The following is a 23738-nucleotide window of genomic DNA, read 5'->3' as shown; positions in this document are numbered from 1 at the left end:
CGCCATTTCTGGCGGGTTTCGACTGTTGCGAGTCCTTACCGTTTTTATACAAACTTAAACGATTTCTCGATTTTTGGAACGTCATCGTTGACCATACGGCTCAGCAGGCGACTTGGAATTCGATATTTTTTCTCATCTTCGAAAAATTCGTCTGGCGGCTCTCCCGGCACCGAACCCGCAAAAATAAGCCCGTTTCGCGATTTAAGAAACGAATAAGGCGACTCGTCATAGCCGTCCTCCCGCCACTTTCGGAGCGTCATTCGGAACACGACGAGGCTGAATGCATCGATATACACCTTTCCTTTGTACTTAAAGTTGAACGAAACGATGTAAATGATGTTGTCGCTATTACGAGGCAGGCTTCTTCTTTTAACGACAATGTAATTTTTCCACCAGCTTGGGATTTGGAGGCTGAATTTGTACTTCGGATCGAGGTATGTGTAATAAGTCTGTACAGGCGCCATATGAATCACTCTCTCTTACGTTCATAGTTTCGGATCGTAGACAGTATATTCATAGCGACGGTGTTGCGATTAGACGAATAAGCATTTTTTTACGATATGGAGGATGTATGGATGGAGATCTGCAAATTAAAGCAGGATCGAGTAAGCGAAGGAGCTGCAGTACTTGGGAGGGTCCCGATTCAAAACGAGCTTGGCGGAACGGTTCAGCAATTATCGGTTGAGGAAGTAAAATGGCGGCCCTTCAGGTCGAGGAAGCGGCCGCAGCTGTTGAAGCAGTGAAGGCGAAGTGGGAAGAGGCGAAGGCGGGCAGCCGCTCGTAGGATTTGCTCTAGGCCGTCGCGCTTGTTGAACAGGCGCATAAGGTAACGGAGCAAGCGCAATCCCGAATTAGCACCCTGCAGCAGAGCAAATCGCTGTGCTTGCAGCAACGAAGGAACAGCTCGCGAAGGATTTGCAAAGCGCAACGGAGACGCTTCGTTACCACGAGAAGACGCGGAATTTATACGATACAGGCAAAGTGACACAGGATCAGCTGGATGCGCTCGTCGAACACAAGTGAGTCATAGTAATTAGGAGCAGCCTAAGGTTTAGATACATTAAATACATTACTACTGTATCATGAATAAGACAAGGTCACGTTAAGTTAAATGGGACAGTGCAGCAGCCGGTTAATAATGCCGGCTGCTGACGTTGTATAGGGGGCAAATACTTGTTCAAAACTTAACTTAAAGAATCGGAGAATTGAATCGGAATAGATTCTTGTCACATTTATCGGAACACAGTGGAAAATATCGATGTACCCCTTAAAACACAATTGTGTACATATGTATAAAATACGGGTTTTGTGAACATGTCATCCAGCATCAAACACCAAACTTCTAAACACCAACTTCTACCTAACTGCTGTCTTTATCGCCTTCGCCTCCCAAATAATAACGTTTAATCGGTTTTAACTCATCATCCAGTTCATAAATAAGCGGAATGCCGTTGGGGATATTTAAGCTTGCAATCCCGTCTGGAGATATATGATCAAGATAATGTACTAATGCTCTTATCGTATTTCCATGGGATGATATAATTGCCCGTTTGCCTGTTCTAAGGGTTGGTGCAATGATTTCATGCCAATATGTCAACACCCTTTGCTCCGTATCCAACAAACTCTCCGTAAGCGGGAATTCGCCTTCCTTTATTTCCTGGTATTTGGGCTCTGAAGTCTCATTTCTCGTATCGTCCGCGGCAAGCTCAGGTGGTCTCACATTCATCGATCTTCTCCAAATATTCACTTGATCTTTACCGAACTTGGCGGCTGTTTCCTCTTTATTTAATCCTTGAAGAGCACCGTAATGCCTTTCATTTAACTTCCACGTTTTGGAAACGGGGACCCACATCAAGTCCATTTCATGCAGAATAATCCATAAGGTTCTAATTGCTCTTTTCAGAACAGATGTGTAGGCTACATCAAAGATGAATCCATGGTTCTTTAGGATTATGCCCGCTTTCCTTGCCTCAGTTAACCCACTCTCCGTTAAATCGACATCAGCCCATCCGGTAAATCTATTTTCAACGTTCCACTGGCTTTGACCATGTCGAATGAGCACAAGTTTGATCATAATAAAGTCCTTTCTATACCGACTGACGGTATTCTAGTTTTTTTAGGATTACTTTCCCCATTTTCTTTCTCGTTCGTTCACATAAATCATTTCCGAATCCCCATCTCTGTAAGATTCACCTTAACATTCAATTTAATGTTCATCGTTGGATACTCTTCTATCCACGCTTCTTCGTTCCACTTTCGTGTTTTACTTCTATCGAAATCACCTAGTCCCAGCGGGTCAATTCCTTCTTTTTTAAATAGCTGCAGAAGATCCCTTCCCGTCTCTGTTAAATCCTCTTCTAGACTCTCTTTGATTTTCTGTTGCTCTTGGGTAGTTAATTGAATCCCCTTTGAATCAATAACTTCTGCTTTTAGGCTAAGATTTATCGTCACTTTAGGACTTTTCGTTTCCGCCTTCTCAGATTCTTCCCCGATTTGGTAATCCACTTTTGAAGCTATATTTTTCACAGCAATGTAAGGTCCATTTTCCAGCTTTGTTTCAAGGGTACCGTACCGCTCATTGCCTAGAAGAAGTTTCATGACTCTCATCTGGTATTCGTTTAATGACATGATATATTTATCACCTTTAAATAAAGCTAAACCAGAGATCTGAACACGATTATTTTGCTGCAAAGTAAGAAGTGGTAAAAAAGGATCTAAGCCTTTGCCTAAATAGGAGTACTCAAAATCATGAATATTCTGCCTTGGTAGATGTCCCGTACGTATGTTGGTATCGAGTAAGTGATAGAGAAACATCCCTTTCTCTTCATTTAAACTGAAATCCGCTTCCAGTAAATCCTTCGCTTTTCCATCAACAATAGCTATGTAGATCTTTCGTGATGCCTGAGCATCGCGCAAGATCACATCCAATTTGTCTGCTAAACCTTTGGCTGCTAAGTCTTTACCAATTAAAATCACTGAAAGTTTTCCAGGTTTAATTGGCCGGTTTAATTGCATTTCCATTAACTCTGTAATGTTCCTAGTTGTATGCCCCACTTTAGAAAACAAGTTATTGGAAACGACGCCAGATTTGCCGGGCTGAAACTTAGGCACTGCTAAGGTAAATTCAATTTCATCGTCAGAAGCTTCATCGAAGGCGCATACAAACGAAATGGTGATTTTCTCTAAAACCTCTTGTTTTACGCACCCCGTCAGAAGGAAACTAATGAGCAATAATAAGTAAAAAAACCGCATCATACAGCTCTTCTCACTTTCATTCTGACAAAGTCAAATATAAATACAAATGGTATATAGGCATAAACCAAGTAAAATCCGGTCTTCGATAACAATGCTTGAACACTTTCCGTCTGACTACGCCCTGGAATAATACTAACTGCAATAAAGACCAGTATTAATAAAACCGGTAAGATAGACAATTGTTTCACTGTAAAAACAAATTTACATATTCGACTTGAAGTCCACAGACTGAGGCAAATGATTGGAATGATCCATAGGATCTGTGAGGCAGCTCCGATATATTCAAATCGTTCAATAAATGGAAAATGTATAAATTTGTATTTAGTCAATTGTGGCCATATTTCATTTGCTAATTGTTCCGGTTTGAACAAAAGTAACGAAAAGAAAATGATTAGAAGATAAAAAACGGTTGTAGTTATATTAGCTAAATAGGCCCATTTATGAGACTTTTCTGGTGATTTAATGAATGTATAACAAAATAAAAGGATCTCTACGCCTAAAAAGGGAAAGGTCATCTCCTTACCTGCTTGGATGATATCTTTTAACGAATGATCGAATACGGGGGTTAAATTGTTATAATGAAACATCGCCGCTGGAAAAAACATGGCCACTAAGGTCACAATTCGTACTAAGCTGAACATACATATACCGATGATGACTCGAAAACCTCCCGCAACAATATAATAAACAAGCAGGAGCATAACTAGTGCCAACGACCATGTTTTAAGATCAGGAAATAACCAGACTTGTATGATTTCTATAAAGAAACGCAGTTGAAAACTTGCGTTCAGCAGGAAGTAAAGGATAAAGAGAAAGTTAAGCCCTCCTCCCACCCATTTTCCAAAAAATTGTTGATGAATATGGGTAAGATCCGTCTCATTATGGCTAAGAACTCGATACATCATCCAAATCACGATTTGGAAACTGACACCGCAAAGGATGACAGATATCCAGGTGTCTTGGCCGGTTATTTGAATCGGCCTGTTAGACATGGAGAGATACTCAGGTCCGAACTGCATCGATAGAATCAAAACGAATACCAGATAGGGTGATATGGTAAATCGCAGATGTTCCGTTGACTTCATCTTCATTTCACTCCCAGAGCTGATTCATTCATCGATGTCTCTTTTTAAGTTAGCATTCTTCTTATTGAATCTTTCAGGTTTTGGTGATCTCAAAAAGCTAAATCGATGATGATATTTTGAATAAGGTGGACGAATCACTGTATCATATAAATCGGATGTACGGAAAGGATAAAAAGGCACCAAGTAAGGCATACCGAGTGATGTTAGTCGCAAAAGATGTGCAACTAGTGCAAGTGTACAGATAAAAATACCAAGTAGTCCCCATATCTGTGCTGCGATGATAAAGGGAAAGCGAAGAATTCGAATAGTCGCACTCATTCGAAAGATAGGTGTTGTGAACGAAGCCAACGCCGATAACGCTACAATAATCAATAAAAAGTTACTCGTAAGGGCAGCTTCAACTGCTGCAGTACCGAGCACAATACCTCCAACAATACCAATGGTTTGACCAATCTTCGTAGGCAATCTGGCTCCTGCTTCCCGTAACAACTCTATAACAAGCTCCATAATAATTACTTCTATGATTGGAGGAAATGGTACATTGATCCTTGAGGAAACGATTGTTGGCAAGAATATCGTAGAGATACTTTGACCGTGATAGGTCATAACAGCTACATAGAAGGATGAGGCATAGACGGAAAACAGGACAGATAACATGCGGATCATCCGTAATGCTGAGCCAATGATCCATGGCAAATAATAATCTTCATACGTAATAAAAAATAGCCATAAGTTGACCGGCGCAAAAAAAGCCGTGGGAGATCCGTCCTTCAATACGCATATTTGCCCCGAAGATAAGGCCCAGGCAACGTAATCAGGCCTTTCAGTTCCAATGGTTTGTGGGAAGATGGAATTGGAATTATCTTCAATCATTTGTTGAAGTAACGTGCTATCTGTAACTTGATCGAATTGAACATCCTGTATGCGCTGAATGCAAGTATTTAAATATTGTTCGTTCGTTATTCCTTCTATGTAAACAATCGCAACTCTTGATTTGGATATGTCCCCTATGGTGATTTCTTTTACACGTAAGTCAGGATAAGGAACCCGCTTGCGAATCAAGTTAAGATTGACGTCTAAAGATTCAACAAAGGCTTCTCTCGGTCCTTCCACTGTGAATTCGATTTCGGGTATGGTTACACTGCGCCCTTTGGATGCAGCCGCGTTGACCATAATGCAATGTTGGCTGTGTTGACCTTTTTGAATGGCTACATATCCCATATAAAGTTTGCTCTGGATGAGATCCCAATCGGAAGATATTTCTTTCTCAGCTACGGGTATTAAAGTGTACAAATCCTCAAAGGATAGGTCCTTTCTACTGCTCAAACAGCCCAGAATGTGCTGATGCAAGACATCCGGCTCTATGAGAGATTTAAAATAACCGATGAACAAAGAATTAGAACTCATTCGATGTTCGTAGCATACGAAATCCGCTGATTGGCTCAGCTCCTTCCATAATTGAGGGAATGAATTCACTTCTAATCACTCTTTTCTCAAATAATTTCTCACCTCATTGTGTCACTTTAAGTGGAAAATTATACAAACAAGTGTTTATACTATACAGAGGAACAGTATTACTTCTGACTAATCGAATAAAGCGAGGGTAACGAATGAACAATTTAACAAAAATGCTAATTACAAAGCCTGCTCATGACGTATTTGAAGCATTTGTTGATCCTGATCAAATAGGTAATTTCTGGTTCTCTTCCAGTTCCGAACGTTGGGCATCTGGCAAGACAATCAAGCTGCGCTATGATGAATACAACGCAGATGGCGAAATTATAATTAAAGAAATTGAGACTGATAAGAAAATTACATTCGAATGGGAATATGGAAATGATGTACACCTCGTCTCCATAACTTTCACGGTTAGAGACGAGAGCAACACGCTAGTTGAAATAAACGAGGAAGGTTTTGCAGATGACAAGGATGCTGTCCCACTACTTGTAGGCAACAAAGAAGGTTGGGTATATACGTTAACTTGTCTCAAAGGCTATCTTGAACACGGAATCACGACACTACGCGCAGCGCTAGTGCATTAATAAGTGCATGAATTTAGTTCAGCAGGCGGCAGACATGACCTGTCGCCTGCTGAACTAACGCTCTCTATACCAGAGAGGTACTATCTCCTCAAAGTTTTGATGATCTTCCAGCACAACACGAATTCTAGCTAACATGGAGTCAAGCTGCTCGGGTACAACTTGAAGCGTCCAAGTTATAGTATTTGCATCGTAAGAAAATCCCTTGGTAACCAATGAAATGTCGACATGAAAATAAATAGAATAAACACCTACATTTGCGTCGCTAACTCTTGACACAAATATAGGTGTATTTGATTTCAATTAGAAGCTTTTACAATCCGGATCACGCTGCCACCGTTCACTCGCAATTTCATAAGAAGTGAATCCTTCTTGGTGACTGTTTCATGCCGAATTGTTATTTCGGTGGCATGTTTAAACCGATAATGATCCAGCTTATCGAACACTTCCTCGTATATCTCCGCTATGTAGACTACCCCATCCTCGAGAAAATCGAGGTTCACACAAGCAGTTCTTCCGCTAGCTGCACAGATTGCGCCTACGAACCAATCGGAGCCACTCCGACGTGCCATCGTGACGTATCGCCCCGGAAATCCTTCCAGCAGCAGTGTTTGATCCCAAGTTGTGGGCACTTGCTGTAGAAAAGGCTTCCCTGCACTTTGCTCATAAGCTTCAATAGAGTCTGCAAAGTTTTGCACGGCAGATTCGAACAATACTGCTAACGCTAATTGATGACAATGACCGGTGCGGGTTAAATTGGTGAACGTGACAGGTGTATAGTCCATAGAGCCGACTACATTGCGGGTAAAAGGCACCGTACAGTTATGCACAGCATTCGGTCCTTCGTTCAACGGATTTTTCCAATACTCCGCACCAAATATACCTTCCCTCGTCATCACATGTGGCCACCGCCGCTGTTCGCCAGAGGGCTTCGTTGCTCCATGGTAATTGATCATGAGTTGATTCTCAAGCGCTACTTCAGCAATTCTATCATACACTTGAATCCGTTCTTGCGAGTCGCTGTCGAAGAAGTCGACTTTGACACCTTTCACACCCCAGCTTGACCACAATCTCATCTTGCTCCGGCACATTTCTTCCTCTTTAAGCCCTTTGAAATGACTCCATAACCAGATACCAACACCTTTGGTCTCCGCGTACTCGATCAATTCAGGCACATTGACCGTGCTCTCCTCCCTGTCCCAGCCGCCATCCACCAAGGAATATTCCCATCCCATATTAGCTGCGAAGTCAATGAATCGGAGCTGCTTCTCCTGATCTCTGCAAGAAGCACTGTCTGAATACCATGACCAGGCGGATCGGCCTGGACGAATCCAAGACATGTCCTCAATCACGCTCGGCGGATTCAAATGAAAGACCGCCATGGATTCGACAATCGTCGAAAGCTCATCACCGATGATGGCTACTCTCCAAGGGGTAGCGAAGGGTCCCTCCGTAACATTCGGTCCCTCCTGGTCCGGTGCAAAAGCAAGCTCAAGCAAACGCGGATGTTTCTTACTTACTTTCAGATGAGAAGCACAGTAGCTGCCGTAGACCCCGGCTTCACTAAGAAGCATCCATCCATCGTTGCCAATCTGGAACAGCATAGGCATCGCATAGCCGTCCTCTTCCATTAGCTCAAGCATGCTATGATCATAAGTCCGCTCGTAGCACTCCATGAACTTCTGCGCCCACACATTGATTAGACGATCCTGAGGAAGCGCGAATCCCGTTGGTTCCGAGAGTATCTGAAGGTAACCTTCTTCCGGCATTTGATAGCGGAAGGCAATCGCATCGTCGTAAGCCCGGAAGAACACCTGCAGTGCATGCGTACGCTTAGTAAAATGAAGCGCCATCTCATTGGCTTGATGGACACAATGTTTCATTTTTCCATGTGGCATCGAATAGCTCTCATTAATTTCTGTAGAGGCTATGCCAATGAATTCTAAACCTTCCGTAAAAGCCATCCGGTCTGTAATAATTCCTAGTGGAGAAGTGGCAATCAACTCGGTACCGTTTATTTCCACTTGATAGGACAAGCTTCCTTGATCACTCAACATCACGTTGACCTGCAGCCTGCCATCCGGGGATGACAGGTGCCAAATCTGCTTACGTATAGACTGAACTGCCTCGTTCATCGACAACACCTTCCTTCCAATCTTTGATATCATCGCGCCAATTTATTTCTTGAAATTTTCTTCATATTTCTTCTGGGCTTCGGCCATTACCTTAGAACCGCCTGCTTTTTTCCATTCTTCTACATACTTATCGAAATCACTTACAGGACGCTGACCCGTAATCATATCGATGTAATATTTCAGTGTCATTTGATCCAATGCATCGACGTTTTCGTTATAAGCTGCAATCGCAATTGGCTGCATAATATCATATTTTCCTTTGCCAATATGCTCGGAGGCCTTCCGCAAGGACATTAACTCGTTAAGGGTCATATAGGGAGTCTGGAAGTCATAATCATTAAATGATTTGCCCAGGAACGTATATTGTTGACCGATTCCGAACTTAATCTGCTCTTCTTCTTTATCGAATGGAGGAAGATACTTATAATCACCTTTCTCGCCTTTATTGTAGGTTTTTCCTTTTTCCCCATACACAATATTCTCAAAAGTCTCCGCATCAAAAGCGGTAGCATCCGCAACCTGCAAATACTTGGCCATTTTCTCTTTATCATTTTCCATATGTTTGCCGAATTGGCCGCCCGAGCTTGCGATTGGGTTCAATTGGACGGTGCCCTGTTGTCCGTCAGGACCTTTGGGTCCAGCAGTTAACACCCAGTTAGCAGCAGGCACATTGGCACGAAGCTTATCATAATATTTTCCATCAAAAAAAGCGGCCTTCGTAATAAATTGATACCAGGAAGCGGTTACAATTCCAGCTTTGCTTGAAATAATTTTATCGTCAACATTCTGACCTTTGTTCAAAACAAATTCGGGATCAAGCAGTTCTTCCTTGTACCATTTATTGAGAATCGTCAGCGCTTGTTTCGCTCCTGGCTCAATCTCTCCCCGCACGATTTTACCATCCTTGTCTGTAAAAGTGCCTGGGAATACGCCGAAGGCTCCGAATACCGGGCTAAATATATCTTTCACACCAACAGCTTGACCCGTCCAACCGTAGGTATCCTTTTTACCGTTTTTGTCAGGGTCGTTATTGCGGAATTTGCGCAAAGCATCTTCGAATTCTTCCAAAGTTTCAGGACTCTTCGTGATGCCAACATTGTCTAACCAATCTTTACGCAATCCAACTACCGTACGGTCGGGCCCTAGTGTCTGGATGATCGGCATGGAATAGTTCTTGCCCTCTCTCTTGTACAGCTTCAAAGGATCATCACCCAGATGCTTCTTTAACCAAGCCCAATAATTGGGGGCATTCTTCTCGATAAGCTCCTGCGGAATTTCGGCAACAGCTCCCTGATTCACCAGTTTCTCATATTCGGGAAAACCTAAATCCACCCAAACGTCTGGGATTTCCCCAGAAGCCACTTTTAGCAGTAACTCTTCCTTGTAATTATCTTTCGATCTTGGAAGCTGTTCAATTTCAACATTAAATTTATTCTCTACATATTTGATGGCATAAGAATCTTTGACGGTTTTATCGTAGTTTTGATTTAAATAGCTCAACTTAAATTTTTTATCAACCTGCGGTGCTGTACTTTGTTCCCCATTTAAGCCTTTTTCCGTCGAACAACCAGCCAGAACTGACCCAAACAAGGCTACACCTAATGCCACTGGAATCATCTTCTTCAATGTAATCATCCTTTCTATCCCCATTGTTTATCCTTTCACGGCACCGATCATGATCCCTTTAACAAAATACTTTTGCACGAATGGATAAATTACCAACATAGGAATGACCGAAAACATAATGACCGTAGCTTGCAACTGGCGCGTAGAGAACATGTCCTTCTGATCGAACTGATACAGCATTGCGTTCAATTGATCCATATTGTTATCTACGATGATTTTTCGAAGGACGACCTGCAGCACCTGTTTCTTCGGGTCAGTGATATAAATTAATGCATCAAACCAAGCGTTCCAATGTTGTACGGCAATCCACAAGGCGACAGTAGCCAATACCGGTTTAGATAGAGGCACTATGATTTTACGAAAAATAAAAAAGTACCCTGCTCCGTCCACACGCGCAGACTCTTCCAAGCTCTCCGGAATGGATCGGAAGAAGTTTCTCATAATTAATGCATTGAACGCACTGATCATACTAGGCAATACAAGAGCCCAAATGGAGTTATAAATGCCCAGTTTCTTAATGAGCAGATAATTAGGAATTAAACCTCCGCTGAACAGCATGGTGAACAGAACAAGTGATGTAATGCCTCGGTTGAAGGGCAAATCTTTTTTGGATAATGGATAAGCGAACAACGCGGTAAAAGTTAAACTTAGACTTACGGCCAGAACCGTTCGAAGAATCGTGTTGCCATAACCGGACCAGATCGCTTTATATTGAAAAATAACATGGTAGCTTTCAAAAGAAAGCTTGCTCGGAAGAAGCAGCATCCCGGTTGTGTATAAGGTGTTCTCAGCACTAACCGACGTTACCACTTGATTCCAAAAAGGGTACAAGGTGATAAGTGTGATCACAATCATAACCAGGTAGAGTGAGAATTCACCGATCTTCTCTGCGGTAGTTTGTTTCGTATATCTCATAGGCAGATGTCCTCCATCCCTCGTGCATGATTACCAAAGGGTATGGTCCTTTCCTCCCATCATGTGAACCGCTTTATTGACAAGCACGATTAGAACAAGGGCTACGACGGATTTAAAAAGTCCAACCGCTGTCGCGTAGCTATAATTCGTTTCCAGCAACCCTTTTCTATACACGAAAGTATCGAGAATGTCAGAAACCCCATACACTTTGGGGTTATACATATTGAAAATTTGATCGAAGCCGGCATCCAGTACATGGGCCATTCGAAGAATAAGCATAATGGAGATGACGGGTAACAGCATCGGGAGCGTAATATAGATCATTCTTTTAAAACGATTGGCACCATCCATAATAGCTGCTTCCTGAAGCTGCGGATCAATCCCGGCTATCGCCGCAAAATAAACGATGGAGCCCCAACCGAATCCTTGGTAAATGTCCGTCATGACCAGAATGGAACGGAAATATCGATCGTCAGCCATGAATAGGACAGGATCTCCACCGAAGAGTTTAACAATCGCGTTGACAGGACCGTTCAGCGAGAAGATGCTAATGAATATCCCTGCCAATATGACCCAAGACATGAAATGAGGTAAATAGGAGATCGTCTGAACAAGCCTTTTAAACCGTTCTCTCGTTATTTCACTTAATAGGAGGGCAAATATGATCGGAATTGGGAACGCAAATACGATTTTATACAGGCTGATTATGAGGGTATTGTTTAAAACTCGGTAAAAGTTCGGATCCGCAAATACTTTCTGAAAATGCTCGAATCCAACCCATGGGCTAGCCAAAATGCCCTGCATGATTTTGAAATTTTTAAACGCAAGAACAACACCATAGATCGGGACATAGTGAAAAAGAATAAAATAAAGCAAACCTGGCAGCAGCATAAAGTAAAGAACTTGATAGCCTTTTAATTTCCGACTGAATTCGCTTTTCGTTCTGGACATGGTTTTGGTTCTCTGGTTAGCAACAACAGAATCCTGCAAGATGACCTCTCCTTTCCCATGCTATGAAATGAATGCGCATTCACTTGATATTTACTATAGCACAGCACTTTTTTTATTGATTTATCTCATTTTTTAGAAAAATATCGATTTATTGCTATTTCGTATTTCTATATTTCGGAATCGTCATTTTCATCGTCGTGCCTCGTCCTACTTCACTAATCACATCAATGCCATACTCTTTTCCGAACACTAATTTTATCCGCTCGTTTACATTTTTTAATCCATACCCTTTAGATTGTTTAATCAGAATTTCGCCGAGCAGCATCTTATCGATACCAGGTCCATTGTCCGTTACATGAATTTCAATCGCGTCCTTGTTTGCCAGAGCCATAATCGTCAGCTTACCGCCGCCTTCTTGCTTTTGGTCAATCCCATGCACGATCGCATTCTCGACAAGCGGCTGAATCGATAGATTCACCGTGTCGTACTGATAAATCTCGTCATCAATCTGGTAGCTGACTTCAAAGCTGTAATCGTGCATCACTAACTGAATTTCTAGGAACGACTGTGTGTTCTGCAGTTCATCTTTGAGAGTGGTCAAGCTTTCCCCTCGATTTAGAGCAGTCCGGTAAAATCTAGATAACATTGTAACGACATGGCTTATATCCGTAGCACCTATCTTCAATGATTTCCAGTTAATAACTGACAACGTATTGTACAAAAAATGCGGATTAATTTGAGCCTGGAGTGCCTTAAACTCCGCTTCCTTCTGAATAAGCTTGTTCTGATAGACTTCCGTCACCAGTTCATTAATACGTCGCAGCATAACGCCGAAGCGATTCGTTAACTCCCCGATTTCATCCCTGCTCTCGCTTCGGATATCCATTTGCAAATTACCCAATTGCACTTGCTTCATTAATTTATTGAGATGATATATACGTTTGATCATGGAATGTGAAAATATCGATATAAGCGCAACTAATAGGACCATGCAGGTAAGTATGAGCGCAATCGTCGCTTTTACTATACTGGTCGCATCCATGGAAATGTCCTGTACGGGTATATAATAATAAAGAGTCCAATTGGCTTGATGAAGAGGCTCCTGAATCATGATGTAAGGAAGCCCACCCACTTCGATCATACCCGTGGAGCGTTTTGGGTTCTGCAGCATCTGTTTTTGAATGGCCATAGAATCTTTGTTTTTGGAGTAAACGATACGATTATTGGGGTCGGAGATAAATATTCCCTCCCGTGCGGACTGCGCTGTTGTCACCGAAGTAAGCGAATCAAAAAAACGTTCTATGTTCAGCTTCAAGTACAGGATACCGGTCATCTGATTATATAGAATCGTTGGAAACTGTCTGTATACAGCAAGTTCCGTGCCTTCAAGAAACCATCCCGTTTTCTTAAGCTCTACACCGTCCTTATACCACTGGCTCGTCTCCTTAATCCGATTCAACGAAAGAATAAACTCACCATACTCAGGCATACTGCCAGATGTATATACGGTGAGCTGCAAGATGTCCGTGTTCATATTTTTGATCATGCTAAAATAGGGACTCACATAATTTCTGAGGTCCTCGGAAAGAAGCGTAAGGCTTGTATAATTTGTACCAAAAATGCGCTGTAGACCTGTATTCATAACGACAGAATCGACCGTCCGCTCAACCTGTTCGGTCTTATCATTCATCCCTCTTGCCAACGTTGCAACGGTATTCTGCAAGCCTTGAATCGCTTGTCTTTGGATGAACAGCTTGGATTGATTGTACGAATAGGTTCCAAGCAAAGCCAGAGGAATCAAGCTTACAACGAGGTACGAAAGAATGAGCTTTTGTTTAAAGCGCATATTTCTAAGCACGTCCAGCCAGCGGCTCATGCGGGATCCCCTTCCCGATACTTGGCGGGAGTTTTCCCGTAATAATTTTTGAATATGGAACAGAAATAAGCAAAGTTCGTATAGCCCACTTCATTGGAAATATCGGAGATTTTCTTATTGGTACTCCGGAGCAGTTCACCCGCTTTGTCTAGCCTGTAACAAGTTATATATTTCACAAGACTAGCACCTGTTTCTTTCTTGAAAAGGTGGCTCAAATAGCTCGGAGACAAGCATGCTTTCTCCGCCAAAGAATCCAGGCTGATATCCTGTCCATAATCGCGGTGAATAACCTTTATTACCTCACCTATCACCTTCCTGGGTGACTCCGCAGACGATTGCTGAACGTAACGATTTCCCATTTCGTTTACTTGCTGAAGCTTAAGCGTTTGTTCCCTTTGTTCCCGATCTTCATCGCATAACGTAACAACTTGAGTGACAACCTCCAGAAACTCAGCTACTTCAACGGGCTTCAGCAAATAGTGAATGACATGGATTTGAATGGCTTGTTTGGCATACTCAAATTCACCGAATGCGCTTACAATAATAACTTTAAGCTTGGGGTTAAGCTTCTTTGCTTGCGATGCAAGCGCCAGCCCATCCATAAATGGCATACGAATATCCGTAAACAGAATATCCACTTCGTGTGCTTGTAAATAATCCAAGGCTTTGACGCCATTTTCCGCTTCAGCCGTTGTCAGGTTCAGCCCCATTGTTTCTATTAAAAATTTGATGCCTTCGCGTTCAATTTTTTCGTCGTCAACAATCAGAGCTTTGTACATCGAACCACCATCCGCATCCATATTTGCCCATTAACGGTTACTTGATCATACAGGGATTGAATGCTACACGCCATGTGATAAATTTAAGGCCTTTGTGTTTTTTTATGATTCGTTGTATGCCAAACAGGCTGCCGCAGTGATAACTACGACAACCTGTTTGGCTCCCCTTGGATGATGCTTATTCTTTGATCGTATTCTGTATAATCGTATTGTTCTCGCCTTGATCTTTAATATTATGAGGGTTATTGCGTTTGAACTGATTTTCGAACACCAAATTTGCTGTATGTGGATCATGAATGACTACGCCGTTATCTTCATTTTTTTCGATTTTATTATTCTGAATGTCATTTAAATCAGAGGAAACTTGAATACCGCTTTGCTTGTTTTCTTTGATCTCATTAAATCCAGCAAAGTTATAATTAAACGAAATTAGCAAGCCATTATCGCGGTTACCCTTGATTTTGCTATTCAAAATGATCGTATTTGTGCACTGCGCATTCACTCCGTTATTTCCATTGTTAGTTATCTTATTATCATAAATAAGGTTATTATCTAACCAATTCACCAGAATTCCGTCCCCTTTATTATTGGATATCTGATTGCCCACAATCGCATGGTGATTGCCATCTATGATCTCAATACCATGCGCTGAATTGTGCTTGAGCTTATTCTTAATCACCCAATTTCCAGTGACAGCTTGAAGTGTAATACCTGTACCAGATCCCGTGCTTCCGATTCGCTCTACGACATTCTTCATGAACAGATTACCCACGGAATTAGTAGCATAAATACCAACCGGATTAACACCCCCGCCAATATCGCTTATTTTATTACTAAGGATATGATTGGATTTCGCACTAATAAGCTGAATACCACGTGAAAGGTAGTTTTTAATTCTAAAACCATAAATTTCTACACCAGCAACACTATTTAACTCAAATGCTTCAAGCAGCATACAGTTTCCATCAAGAATTGCACCATATTTATATTTGGAGATGATCCGAATGTTGTTTTTCACACTGGAAACTTGTACATTTTCATGGTACACACCTCTATGTACCAAAATAACATCGCCTTCATTCGATAAGGTAACCGCATCTTGTATGGCTGTCGGGCTATTGGGAAATACCTCAATGAGTGCCATTCTATCACCTCAATCGATAAGAATTAACTATCTGTTATATAGTAAATTCAGAGCGATGCTGCTTAGACAGGAACAATAGACTACATGACTTACTATTTTTAATTCGCAGTAAATCCTTGCATTTGATTTTGAATATAACTGTTATAGAATTATAGGGTCTTGCCGGACTTAGAAAGGATGCTTGCCTATGTTGCTACAACAATTCCGCCCCATTTCGCAGCTTAGCGATTATATTGACAGCCTTTTGGTTCAAGAGGACTTTAACTCGATCAATTATGCGAATCGGAACCCCGTTAAGGTTCTGCCTTCAACACTTGCCGTTATTGGCATCCAATATGGAAATCGAATGAAAGTGATTGAGAACAATAAAGAGAATTTATTAGGTACTAGCGGCTTAACAGGTCTGCAAACTACGTTCAAGGAATATGTAAGCACTGGACGTGTCGGAACGATCATTGTGCGGTTCAAACCAGGTGGTTTGAAGGCTTTCACCTCCTATCCGATTCACGATTTTCGGGATGCTAACCTAGATCTTTCACTTATTTTCCCGAAGCATCTGGTTTCCGAGATGGAGGAGCGGCTTAGCGAAGCAACGAATATGCACGGTCGAATTGCCCTTGTACAAGCCTTCTTGGTATCGGTTATGGAACAGGAATCGGAAGAACGATTGATTCTGCAAGTCGCCAAACAGATTCAAGCGCATAATGGGGATGTTTCGATTAAGCAGTTGGCGGAGGATTTTTTTGTGGGTAAACGGACGCTCGAACGCAAATTTAACGATATTATCGGGATCACACCCAAAAAATTTGCCAATATTGTTCGTTTCCAGCACACTATTCATCTGAGAAAGTCTGGCCGCGATTACCTGGATATCGTTCAAGCTTGCAATTTCACGGATCATGCTCATTTCGTACACGACTTTAAAGCGTTCACGGGTTGTTCGCCTGAACAATTTTTCCGTCATGAAGTTCAGCCGGAGTTGGCCCAAACTTTTGGCGAAAACAACAGACTTTCAGACTCGAAAGATACCATGTACCAATAAGAAAAGCATTCCCTTTTTCAATTGGAATACTTTTTCACTTTTTATAAATTGACGCTTTTCTACAATGGGGTATCTTATTTTTAAGATTACAATTATCACGTAGAAACATCATATATAAAGGAGCTGCGGCAGTATGTCTAACCATGTGAACCTTCCAATTGGAATAAATTATCCCTTCGAGTCCCGTTTTCTTGAGGTAAATGGTCAACAATTGCATTATATCGATCAGGGGTCAGGAAATCCTATCTTATTCTTGCACGGCAACCCAACATGGTCCTACATGTGGAGAAATATCATTCCTTATCTTCAGCAATCCGCCCGCTGTATAGCTGTCGATCTGATTGGGATGGGACGATCCGATAAGCCAGATATTGGCTACACTTTCTTGGAGCATGTCGATTATATTAGCCAGTTTATCGAAAAATTAGGTCTTACGAATTTTGTTCTCGTCGGGCATGATTGGGGAATGGCGATTGGTTTACAGTATGCTATGAATCACCCGGATCAGGTGAAAGCCGTTGCGATGATTGAACCGCAAGCCTTATATCCATGTCCGTCTTGGACAGCGTTTACGCCTGCTGAAGCGAAAGAGCTTTTTCAGACGCTGCGCGATCCCGAGCTAGGATGGCCTTTGATGCGGGATAAAAGCGTATTCGTTGAAGGTATGCCTACGATCATCATGAACCGGACTTTGACTGCAGACGAACATGAGCACTATCGCGAGCCTTTCAAGAATCATGACAAAAGAAAACCGATGTGGGTGTTTCCAAACCAAATACCTATAGAAGGTAAACCAAGTGAAGTCGTACAAGCCGTGCTTTTACGCAATACATGGTTCACAGAGACCTCTATACCGAAAATCCTGTTTTACGCTGCTCCTGGATGTACCATTCGCGAACCGCAAATTAGCTGGTGCAAGTCAAATCTACAGAATTTGACAACTTTTGATATCGGCAAGGGTTACCATCATTTAGTTGAGGAGAACCCCCATGACATCGGTCAAGAACTGCAACGGTGGTATCAACAAGTTAGCCAAGTGTGAAAGGAAGGCTGCCGTATGATCCGGCAGCCTCTTCTCGCTCTTTAGATTCACTTTCAGAGATCTAAATGATAAAGGGCAATCGCGAATGAAAGCAGACATAACACGATTGCTGGAATCGCTTTTGTAAATGGATCACGCGCGATTACAACCAAAGTGAAGGCTGCAGCCAGCATTGTCGCTCCTAGAAGTAATCCGGATAATAGTGCTACGATCGGATACCAGATCCCTACTATCATGCCAATTGAGCCTATGATTTCAAAAAATCCTGTTAAGAAATTAAAGTAGGACGGAAGCCCAAATCGACTAAACTCGTTGGCCATTTTGCCTGAGATTATTCTCGTTCCTGTGAACATAAAGAAAATACCCAATATAATTTGTAAAATAATAATGATCATACCTGTTATCACTCACCTTCTGGTTTTAATCTTTTATAATTTATATGCTATAGCATATATTTGAGGTGCCGATGCTTTATTCGTCTTTTACAGTTGAATATAGTTTAGCAAGCAGGTCATGTAACTGCTGAATCTCATCGTTGCTTAAATATTTGGTAATATGTTCATGAGCTGCTGTTACAATGGGCATAAGTTTGGTTTTGAGACTCATCCCTTTGTCACTAAGGTACAAGTTATGAGATCGTTTATCCGAATCATTCTGTATTCTTCTCACAATTTCTTTCTTTTCAAGCGAATAAATCATCCTCACAACTGTGGTTTGGTCTCTATCAATGGCTTCAGCAAGCTCTTTCTGGCTCGTTGCTCTTTCTGTATCAAGGACAAGGATGATCCCCCATTGCTCTGGCGTTACTTCATATTGTTTAAGCAATTTCGTGAAAAAATTAGTCATTTTTAAATCTGTACGATGAACAAGAAAACCAGTGAGATTATTTAAATCCATGATAGGTGCTCCTTTCTCTATCAAATTAATACATGCTATAGCATATAAAATATCTTAAATACGTTTGTTTGTCAAATGGAAAGGTAAACCCACCACTTCTACTAAGTGTCTAATTCGTTTATACTAGCTACTGACAATGACAATCATTTTGGAGGAAAGAACATGGCAAACTCAGTAGTAGAAAGACAATTACAAGCTTATAACGATAAAAATATCGACTTGTTCATGGGATGCTACAGTGAAGATGTGAAAATATATGACTTTCCTGACACGCTTACTATGGAAGGCCAAGAGGCTATGAGATCACGTTATCAAAAATTATTTGAAACCTACCCTGATATGTTGGCAACGGTGGATAAAAGGATCATTCACGGCAAATATGTCATCGATCATGAGCAAATATCGGGCAGATTAGCAGACGGCGCCATTTTGGAAGCAGTGGCCATGTATGAAGTTAAGGATGATATCATTATTAAGGTCTGGTTTCTGAGGAATTGATGTTAAAATAGTCTTACCATTTATCGTGCTTCTTTATTCTTTATTATCCTCAGAACCCAAAAAGGAGCAGCCACTTAGGCTTGCTCCTTCTTTAGCGTTCCCGCTAATTTAACGAGGAATGATTCCTTGAGGAATGTTCAGAAGCTCCTCACTTATCGTCCAAAGCCTTTCGGCAGACGCCGGATCGATCGCCCACGAACGGACACCTCGAAACATCGGACTATCTGACGGTACGATCTCCGCGATATCACCGTCTTCGCAATAAACGCCTCCTTTGCCGTATAGCATCGGGCTAACTGCACACCATACAGATGTAGCGGCGCCCTGTTCAGCTGTTTTGAAGCCACCGGATGAGGTAAAGGTACCATCTTCATGCCTGATCACGCCCCATGCTGCTAGATCCTCATTGCTCAAATGTCTCGTCAACCCAGACAGGATAGCTCCTGGATGAACCGCAAAAGCGCGCACGCCATGCTCGCGTCCTCGTTTATCAAGTTCAACAGCAAACAACGATAGCGCAGTCTTCGACTCACCATAAGAAACAGCCTTGTCGTATGACCTCTTAGTGAAGTGCAGGTCATCGAAATCGATTGGCCCTGTCATATGGCCTACCGACGAAAGCGCAACGACACGAGCGTTCCCCGAGCGCTTCAGCGCTTCCCATAAACCTATCGTCAGTTGAAAATGTCCCAAGTAATTCGTCGCGAAATGGGTATCAAATCCCCGCGCGTCTTTTATTGTCGGTGGGAAGCTAACACCTGCATTCAGAATCAGAATGTCAAGCGCGCGATTCGAACGCAGGAAGATAGCGACAAACTCATCGATGGAAGCGGGATTCGAAAGGTCGAGCTTGATTACTTCAGTATTTTTCAGTGAAGCAAGAACTTCTTGTGCTTTATTCACATCACGTGCGCCGACAATGACGGTTGCACCCGCACTTACCAGCGCGCGCGTTGTTTCTAAACCAATTCCTCCATGTCCACCAGTAACAATGGCCACTTTTCCACTAAGGTCTTGTCCAGCAAGCACTTCTTGAGCGGTCGTGTCGGGCCCGAATCCAGATAGCAATTGTTTTTGTTCGGTCATCATAGGTTGTTTGCTCCTTTAAAGTGTTTTTAGACATAAATCATAAAATGTCTATATGTCTATACTATACAAGTGGACAAAGTTTGTAAAGTGTTTAAAATAGAGATATGGATACTAATAAGAGATTGGATATAGTTGCCGTAGCTTTAAAGGTGTTTTTCAAGTTCGGTTACAAACGGGTATCAATGAATGAAATTGCTGAGACTGCAGGTATTTCTCGTGCAGGTCTCTACCTGTATTTTAAAAGTAAGGAGGAAATATTTAACGCCGCGATTGTTCATCACGGCGATATTCTCCTGGAGGAGATCAATAAGGGTCTGTTGTCCCAACAAACAACGGAAGAGAAAATTTTGTATGCGCTTGAAGTATGGTCGATTCGTGATTTTGATAATTCACTGCTTTCACCGGAGTATAAAGAAATAACAGACAGCTCGTATCAGTTTGCGCGGGAGGCGCTAGACACAAGCTATGGAAAACTGGAAGCATTGCTGTCTACCTTACTTGAAGTTCACCCCAGTTCAGCAAATGGAGTATCTTCAGCGAGGTTGGCACAACTCGTTACAGGTGCATTACGAGGGTATAAAACAGTTTCTAAGAGTTCGATTGAGCTTAGGCATTTGATTCAGGACTTGCTCCAAATCGTTTTTTTCAGTAAGTAAGGCCGCGATGCTGAATGAGGTCAGCCAGATGAATGGTTGACCTTTTATTACTTTGGTTACATAGCGGAGATTGGCGAAAGCGATATCTCCACTGGGCCAGCAGGCCCAGCTTTCCAGGGTGCATGGAATGCAAAATAATGTTAAAATACGGATAGGCAGATTATTCTGCGTACGCGAATAAACGGATTTCCAAAATGTTATTTGGGAGGCTACAATATGGATGAGTATTATTTGGTTAAGGACGGAAGAATTGTACGCTGGGACGGGATTGCACTTGGAGGTACGAAAATCCGAGCCGATGAACTTATTGAGTCTTTTGGACGTAAGGCAATAGATGAAATCGAACAGTATGGATTCTACACAATAAAGAAATCTTAATAAATCTACTAGTTAACGAAAGAGGCTGCCGTTTGATCGGACAGCCTCTTTCGTGTTTTTTACGCTATCGTTTACCAATTCTTCATAACGCACATACATCTCCCAAACATAGAAAAGGTAAAGTTAACCATGCGGAAAAAGTAACTGCCCATAAAACTAGAAAAGAAAGAGGTACTCCATGAAGAAAATCATTCCTGTCATCCTACTTTCCTCTATCCTCCTCACACTGCCGCACGGAAGCAATGGAACCGTCCACGCAGAGTCATTACCTGCAGGCAATGTTTCATTTCTGTACTTCAACGACGGTCATGAAATCAATCCCGTTGTCGACAAACTCGGCACACGTGGTGGAGTGGCGAGGATTAAAACATTGATTGATCGTATACAGGGCGACAAAATCATAGCATTCGGCGGCGATCTCGGCGGAGGAACACTGTTTGGAGGTGTATTCAAAGGGTTTCCGATGGTGGAAGCATTCAATCAAATCCCGATTGACCTCGCTAACTTCGGACAACACGATTTTGATGCAGGCACTGCCAATACACTTGAGTTAGTCAAAGCCTCGAAATTCACATGGGTCTCTTCCAATCTAACTGGAAAAGACGGTAAGCCTTTTGGCAATGTGCCACAATATAAAGTTTATGAGAAACAAGGCATCCGCATTGGCGTCATCAGTCTTACAACGGCGATGGATACTACGACTCAGGACGATAATGTTCATCAATCTGATGTCATTGAATCCGCCAAAGCCACTGTTGAGAAGCTGAAACAAGAACAAAAACCTGATTTAATCGTCGCTCTAACCCAAGAGTCTGTTCAAGAAGATAAGTTGCTTTTACAGGCAGTGCCGGACATCCGTGTTATTTTCACAGAAGAAGAAGCAGAAGAAAAATCGTTCGTCTATGACTTCGATGGCTCCGGAAAAAGATATATTTTCTCACCTCAAGGTAATATGGGTTCTATCATTCGTCTCCATGTAAGTAAAGCAGCAGATGGTCAACTAATTCTCGGGAATGAGATCCTGAAGGTAGATGAAACTGTTCAAGAAGACGATAAGCTTGCTGCGCTGGCTAAGGATTACCAATCCAAACTTGATCAAGAATTAAATAAGACGATCGCGATATCCGAAAATGATTTGATCTATGGGGACAACCATGAATCTCGCTACCAAGAAACGGCGATTGGCGACTTGATTGCTGATGCTTATAAGGATTACTATAAGACCGATATCGCAGTTGCGAACGGCGGCGGTATCCGTGCAAGTTCTACCAAAGGGAATTTTACACTCAAAGACGCGAAATCGATTCTGCCATTCGGCAACAAAATTGTGGTAGCAGAAGTGACCGGAGATATGGTAGCTGCTGCCCTCGAAACGAGCGTTTCCGCAGTCGATAAGCTTGCAGGCGGTTTTCTACAGGTATCTGCAGGCACCAGCTACTCGTACGATACGACCAAACCCGTTGGCCAACGAGTTGAAAATGTAACGATAAATGGTCAGCCTTTGAACAAGCAGCAGGTCTATAAATTAGCTCTCTCCAACTACATGTATACAGGCGGAGATAAATACACCATGTTCGGCGATGCGAAAACTTTGGTGGGAGCAAATGAAGCCCTTACCGATGTTGAACTACTTGTGGCCTACGCCAAAAAGTTCGAAACGATTCAAGCGAAAGCGGAAGGTCGCATCCATGTGAAGGGATTTGTGGACATCGCACCTGATCATTGGGCAGCAAAGGAAATTTATCAACTCAGCAACAAAGGTATCATCGGCGGTGTGGACAATGTACGCTATGCTCCAACTCAATTGGTCACACACGGTGAAGTTACCGATTTCCTTGCCAAAGCTCTTAATGTTGATCAAATGACTGTTGAAAAAGCAATTGGATTAGTTGGTTCAGAGCCGAAAAGTCCCTTTACTAGGGAAGAAATGGCACTTACGATGAAGTGGATCTATGAAACCAAAACTGGCAAACAGCTGACATCCACGGAAGTATCGCCTTTTTCAGATGATGCCCAAATTACTGCTATTGCGAAACCGGCTGTGTCTAGTTTGGCTAAAGCGGGGCTACTAAGCGGCAGGCCAGACAATCTTTTTGCTCCTAAGGAAGCAGCAACAAGAGCCGAAGTCGCACATGTCATCTCGTCTCTTCTTAATCAGTAATTCCAATTAGTAAGCTCAATTGCTAAAGGCAGCCTATCCCACAGTGAACTGCACCCCATTTGTTAGACACCACTAACAATGGAGGTGCAGTTTTTTTGTCTAATTTCAGTTTAGATGAGAAATTGAAGGCCATTCAAAGGTATCAGAATGGTACTGAAGGAGTCAAAAGT

General features: G+C 42.2%; 25 protein-coding genes. 9 read left to right on the top strand and 16 right to left on the bottom strand.

The features are described 5' to 3' along the window. Positions 1-44: 44 nt before the first annotated feature. Complete coding sequence (locus tag GQF01_RS02005) at positions 45-464, bottom strand: hypothetical protein (protein ID WP_161405224.1); 420 nt, start codon at positions 462-464, stop codon at positions 45-47. Positions 465-575: 111 nt separating this feature from the next. Between GQF01_RS02005 and GQF01_RS02000 the strand changes: the two genes are divergently transcribed. Together GQF01_RS02000 and GQF01_RS01995 are read left to right on the top strand one after the other, a co-directional pair. Then, positions 576-743 (top strand): hypothetical protein, encoded by a 168-nt coding sequence (locus GQF01_RS02000; RefSeq protein ID WP_161405223.1) that lies wholly within the window; start codon positions 576-578, stop codon positions 741-743. A 136-nt stretch (positions 744-879) separates the two neighbouring features. Beyond that, complete coding sequence (locus GQF01_RS01995; protein ID WP_161405222.1) at positions 880-1023, top strand: hypothetical protein; 144 nt, start codon at positions 880-882, stop codon at positions 1021-1023. Positions 1024-1107: 84 nt separating this feature from the next. Here GQF01_RS01995 and GQF01_RS36565 read toward each other — a convergent pair whose 3' ends face one another. From GQF01_RS36565 to GQF01_RS01975, 5 genes are all read right to left on the bottom strand, one after another. Next, a complete protein-coding gene (locus GQF01_RS36565) occupies positions 1108-1230 on the bottom strand; it encodes a hypothetical protein (RefSeq protein WP_268894315.1) in 123 nt (40 codons plus the stop codon). Between the two features lie 130 nt (positions 1231-1360). After that, entirely contained in the window at positions 1361-2074 is a 714-nt protein-coding gene (gene gpmA, locus GQF01_RS01990) for a 2,3-diphosphoglycerate-dependent phosphoglycerate mutase (RefSeq protein WP_161405221.1), read from the bottom strand. An 86-nt stretch (positions 2075-2160) separates the two neighbouring features. Next, positions 2161-3255, bottom strand: a complete 1095-nt coding sequence (locus GQF01_RS01985; RefSeq protein WP_161405220.1) for a Ger(x)C family spore germination protein — start codon at positions 3253-3255, stop codon at positions 2161-2163. Then, complete coding sequence (locus GQF01_RS01980; RefSeq protein ID WP_161405219.1) at positions 3252-4346, bottom strand: GerAB/ArcD/ProY family transporter; 1095 nt, start codon at positions 4344-4346, stop codon at positions 3252-3254. Before GQF01_RS01980 ends, GQF01_RS01985 begins: the two co-directional genes overlap by 4 nt. 18 nt (positions 4347-4364) lie before the next feature. Then, on the bottom strand, positions 4365-5816 hold the full coding sequence (locus GQF01_RS01975) for a spore germination protein (protein ID WP_161405218.1): 1452 nt from the start codon (positions 5814-5816) through the stop codon (positions 4365-4367). A 134-nt stretch (positions 5817-5950) separates the two neighbouring features. Here GQF01_RS01975 and GQF01_RS01970 point away from each other — a divergent pair, with 134 nt between their 5' ends. After that, complete coding sequence (locus tag GQF01_RS01970) at positions 5951-6382, top strand: SRPBCC family protein (RefSeq protein WP_161405217.1); 432 nt, start codon at positions 5951-5953, stop codon at positions 6380-6382. A 296-nt stretch (positions 6383-6678) separates the two neighbouring features. Here GQF01_RS01970 and GQF01_RS01965 read toward each other — a convergent pair whose 3' ends face one another. From GQF01_RS01965 to GQF01_RS01935, 7 genes are all read right to left on the bottom strand, one after another. Then, on the bottom strand, positions 6679-8514 hold the full coding sequence (locus GQF01_RS01965) for a glycoside hydrolase family 97 protein (protein ID WP_161405216.1): 1836 nt from the start codon (positions 8512-8514) through the stop codon (positions 6679-6681). A gap of 42 nt (positions 8515-8556) precedes the next feature. Next, on the bottom strand, positions 8557-10164 hold the full coding sequence (locus GQF01_RS01960; RefSeq protein ID WP_235958806.1) for a type 2 periplasmic-binding domain-containing protein: 1608 nt from the start codon (positions 10162-10164) through the stop codon (positions 8557-8559). A gap of 3 nt (positions 10165-10167) precedes the next feature. Continuing rightward, positions 10168-11055 (bottom strand): carbohydrate ABC transporter permease, encoded by an 888-nt coding sequence (locus GQF01_RS01955; protein WP_161405214.1) that lies wholly within the window; start codon positions 11053-11055, stop codon positions 10168-10170. Between the two features lie 30 nt (positions 11056-11085). Further along, positions 11086-12045, bottom strand: coding sequence for an ABC transporter permease (locus tag GQF01_RS01950; RefSeq protein WP_235958803.1), 960 nt, complete (start codon positions 12043-12045; stop codon positions 11086-11088). 115 nt (positions 12046-12160) lie between these two features. Beyond that, positions 12161-13882: a sensor histidine kinase gene (locus GQF01_RS01945; RefSeq protein WP_161405213.1), complete on the bottom strand. Its 1722-nt coding sequence runs from the start codon at positions 13880-13882 to the stop codon at positions 12161-12163. Then, a complete protein-coding gene (locus tag GQF01_RS01940) occupies positions 13879-14661 on the bottom strand; it encodes a response regulator transcription factor (protein WP_161405212.1) in 783 nt (260 codons plus the stop codon). Before GQF01_RS01940 ends, GQF01_RS01945 begins: the two co-directional genes overlap by 4 nt. Before the next feature lie 178 nt (positions 14662-14839). Then, positions 14840-15805 (bottom strand): right-handed parallel beta-helix repeat-containing protein, encoded by a 966-nt coding sequence (locus tag GQF01_RS01935; protein WP_161405211.1) that lies wholly within the window; start codon positions 15803-15805, stop codon positions 14840-14842. Between the two features lie 187 nt (positions 15806-15992). Between GQF01_RS01935 and GQF01_RS01930 the strand changes: the two genes are divergently transcribed. Next, positions 15993-16847 (top strand): helix-turn-helix domain-containing protein, encoded by an 855-nt coding sequence (locus tag GQF01_RS01930; RefSeq protein ID WP_161405210.1) that lies wholly within the window; start codon positions 15993-15995, stop codon positions 16845-16847. A gap of 133 nt (positions 16848-16980) precedes the next feature. Continuing rightward, the gene (locus tag GQF01_RS01925; protein ID WP_161405209.1) at positions 16981-17889 is read left to right on the top strand and encodes a haloalkane dehalogenase; all 909 of its coding nucleotides are present in this window, start codon (positions 16981-16983) and stop codon (positions 17887-17889) included. A gap of 53 nt (positions 17890-17942) precedes the next feature. On the opposite strand, the gene GQF01_RS01920 is transcribed toward GQF01_RS01925, so the two are convergent. Next, positions 17943-18284 carry a DoxX family protein gene (locus tag GQF01_RS01920; RefSeq protein WP_161405208.1) on the bottom strand — a complete coding sequence of 114 codons (342 nt, stop codon included), beginning with the start codon at positions 18282-18284 and terminating at the stop codon, positions 17943-17945. Positions 18285-18360: 76 nt separating this feature from the next. Next, a complete protein-coding gene (locus GQF01_RS01915; RefSeq protein ID WP_161405207.1) occupies positions 18361-18786 on the bottom strand; it encodes a MarR family winged helix-turn-helix transcriptional regulator in 426 nt (141 codons plus the stop codon). Between the two features lie 162 nt (positions 18787-18948). Between GQF01_RS01915 and GQF01_RS01910 the strand changes: the two genes are divergently transcribed. Then, complete coding sequence (locus GQF01_RS01910; RefSeq protein WP_161405206.1) at positions 18949-19284, top strand: nuclear transport factor 2 family protein; 336 nt, start codon at positions 18949-18951, stop codon at positions 19282-19284. Positions 19285-19392: 108 nt separating this feature from the next. Here GQF01_RS01910 and GQF01_RS01905 read toward each other — a convergent pair whose 3' ends face one another. Continuing rightward, positions 19393-20373, bottom strand: coding sequence for an SDR family NAD(P)-dependent oxidoreductase (locus GQF01_RS01905; protein WP_161405205.1), 981 nt, complete (start codon positions 20371-20373; stop codon positions 19393-19395). A 104-nt stretch (positions 20374-20477) separates the two neighbouring features. On the opposite strand from GQF01_RS01905, the gene GQF01_RS01900 reads away from it, so the two are divergent. The 3 genes from GQF01_RS01900 (at position 20478) to GQF01_RS01890 (ending at position 23568) form a co-directional block, all read left to right on the top strand. After that, on the top strand, positions 20478-21029 hold the full coding sequence (locus GQF01_RS01900) for a TetR/AcrR family transcriptional regulator (RefSeq protein ID WP_161405204.1): 552 nt from the start codon (positions 20478-20480) through the stop codon (positions 21027-21029). A gap of 216 nt (positions 21030-21245) precedes the next feature. Further along, positions 21246-21407 (top strand): hypothetical protein, encoded by a 162-nt coding sequence (locus GQF01_RS01895; protein WP_161405203.1) that lies wholly within the window; start codon positions 21246-21248, stop codon positions 21405-21407. 178 nt (positions 21408-21585) lie between these two features. After that, positions 21586-23568 (top strand): 5'-nucleotidase C-terminal domain-containing protein, encoded by a 1983-nt coding sequence (locus GQF01_RS01890; RefSeq protein WP_161405202.1) that lies wholly within the window; start codon positions 21586-21588, stop codon positions 23566-23568. Positions 23569-23738 lie beyond the last annotated feature (170 nt).

Origin of the sequence: Paenibacillus silvestris, from assembly GCF_009882985.1 — a bacterium.
Lineage (GTDB): Bacteria > Bacillota > Bacilli > Paenibacillales > NBRC-103111 > Paenibacillus_E > Paenibacillus_E silvestris.
Note: the sequence above shows the minus strand (reverse complement) of the source record. Positions and strands in the feature narration are given on the sequence as shown.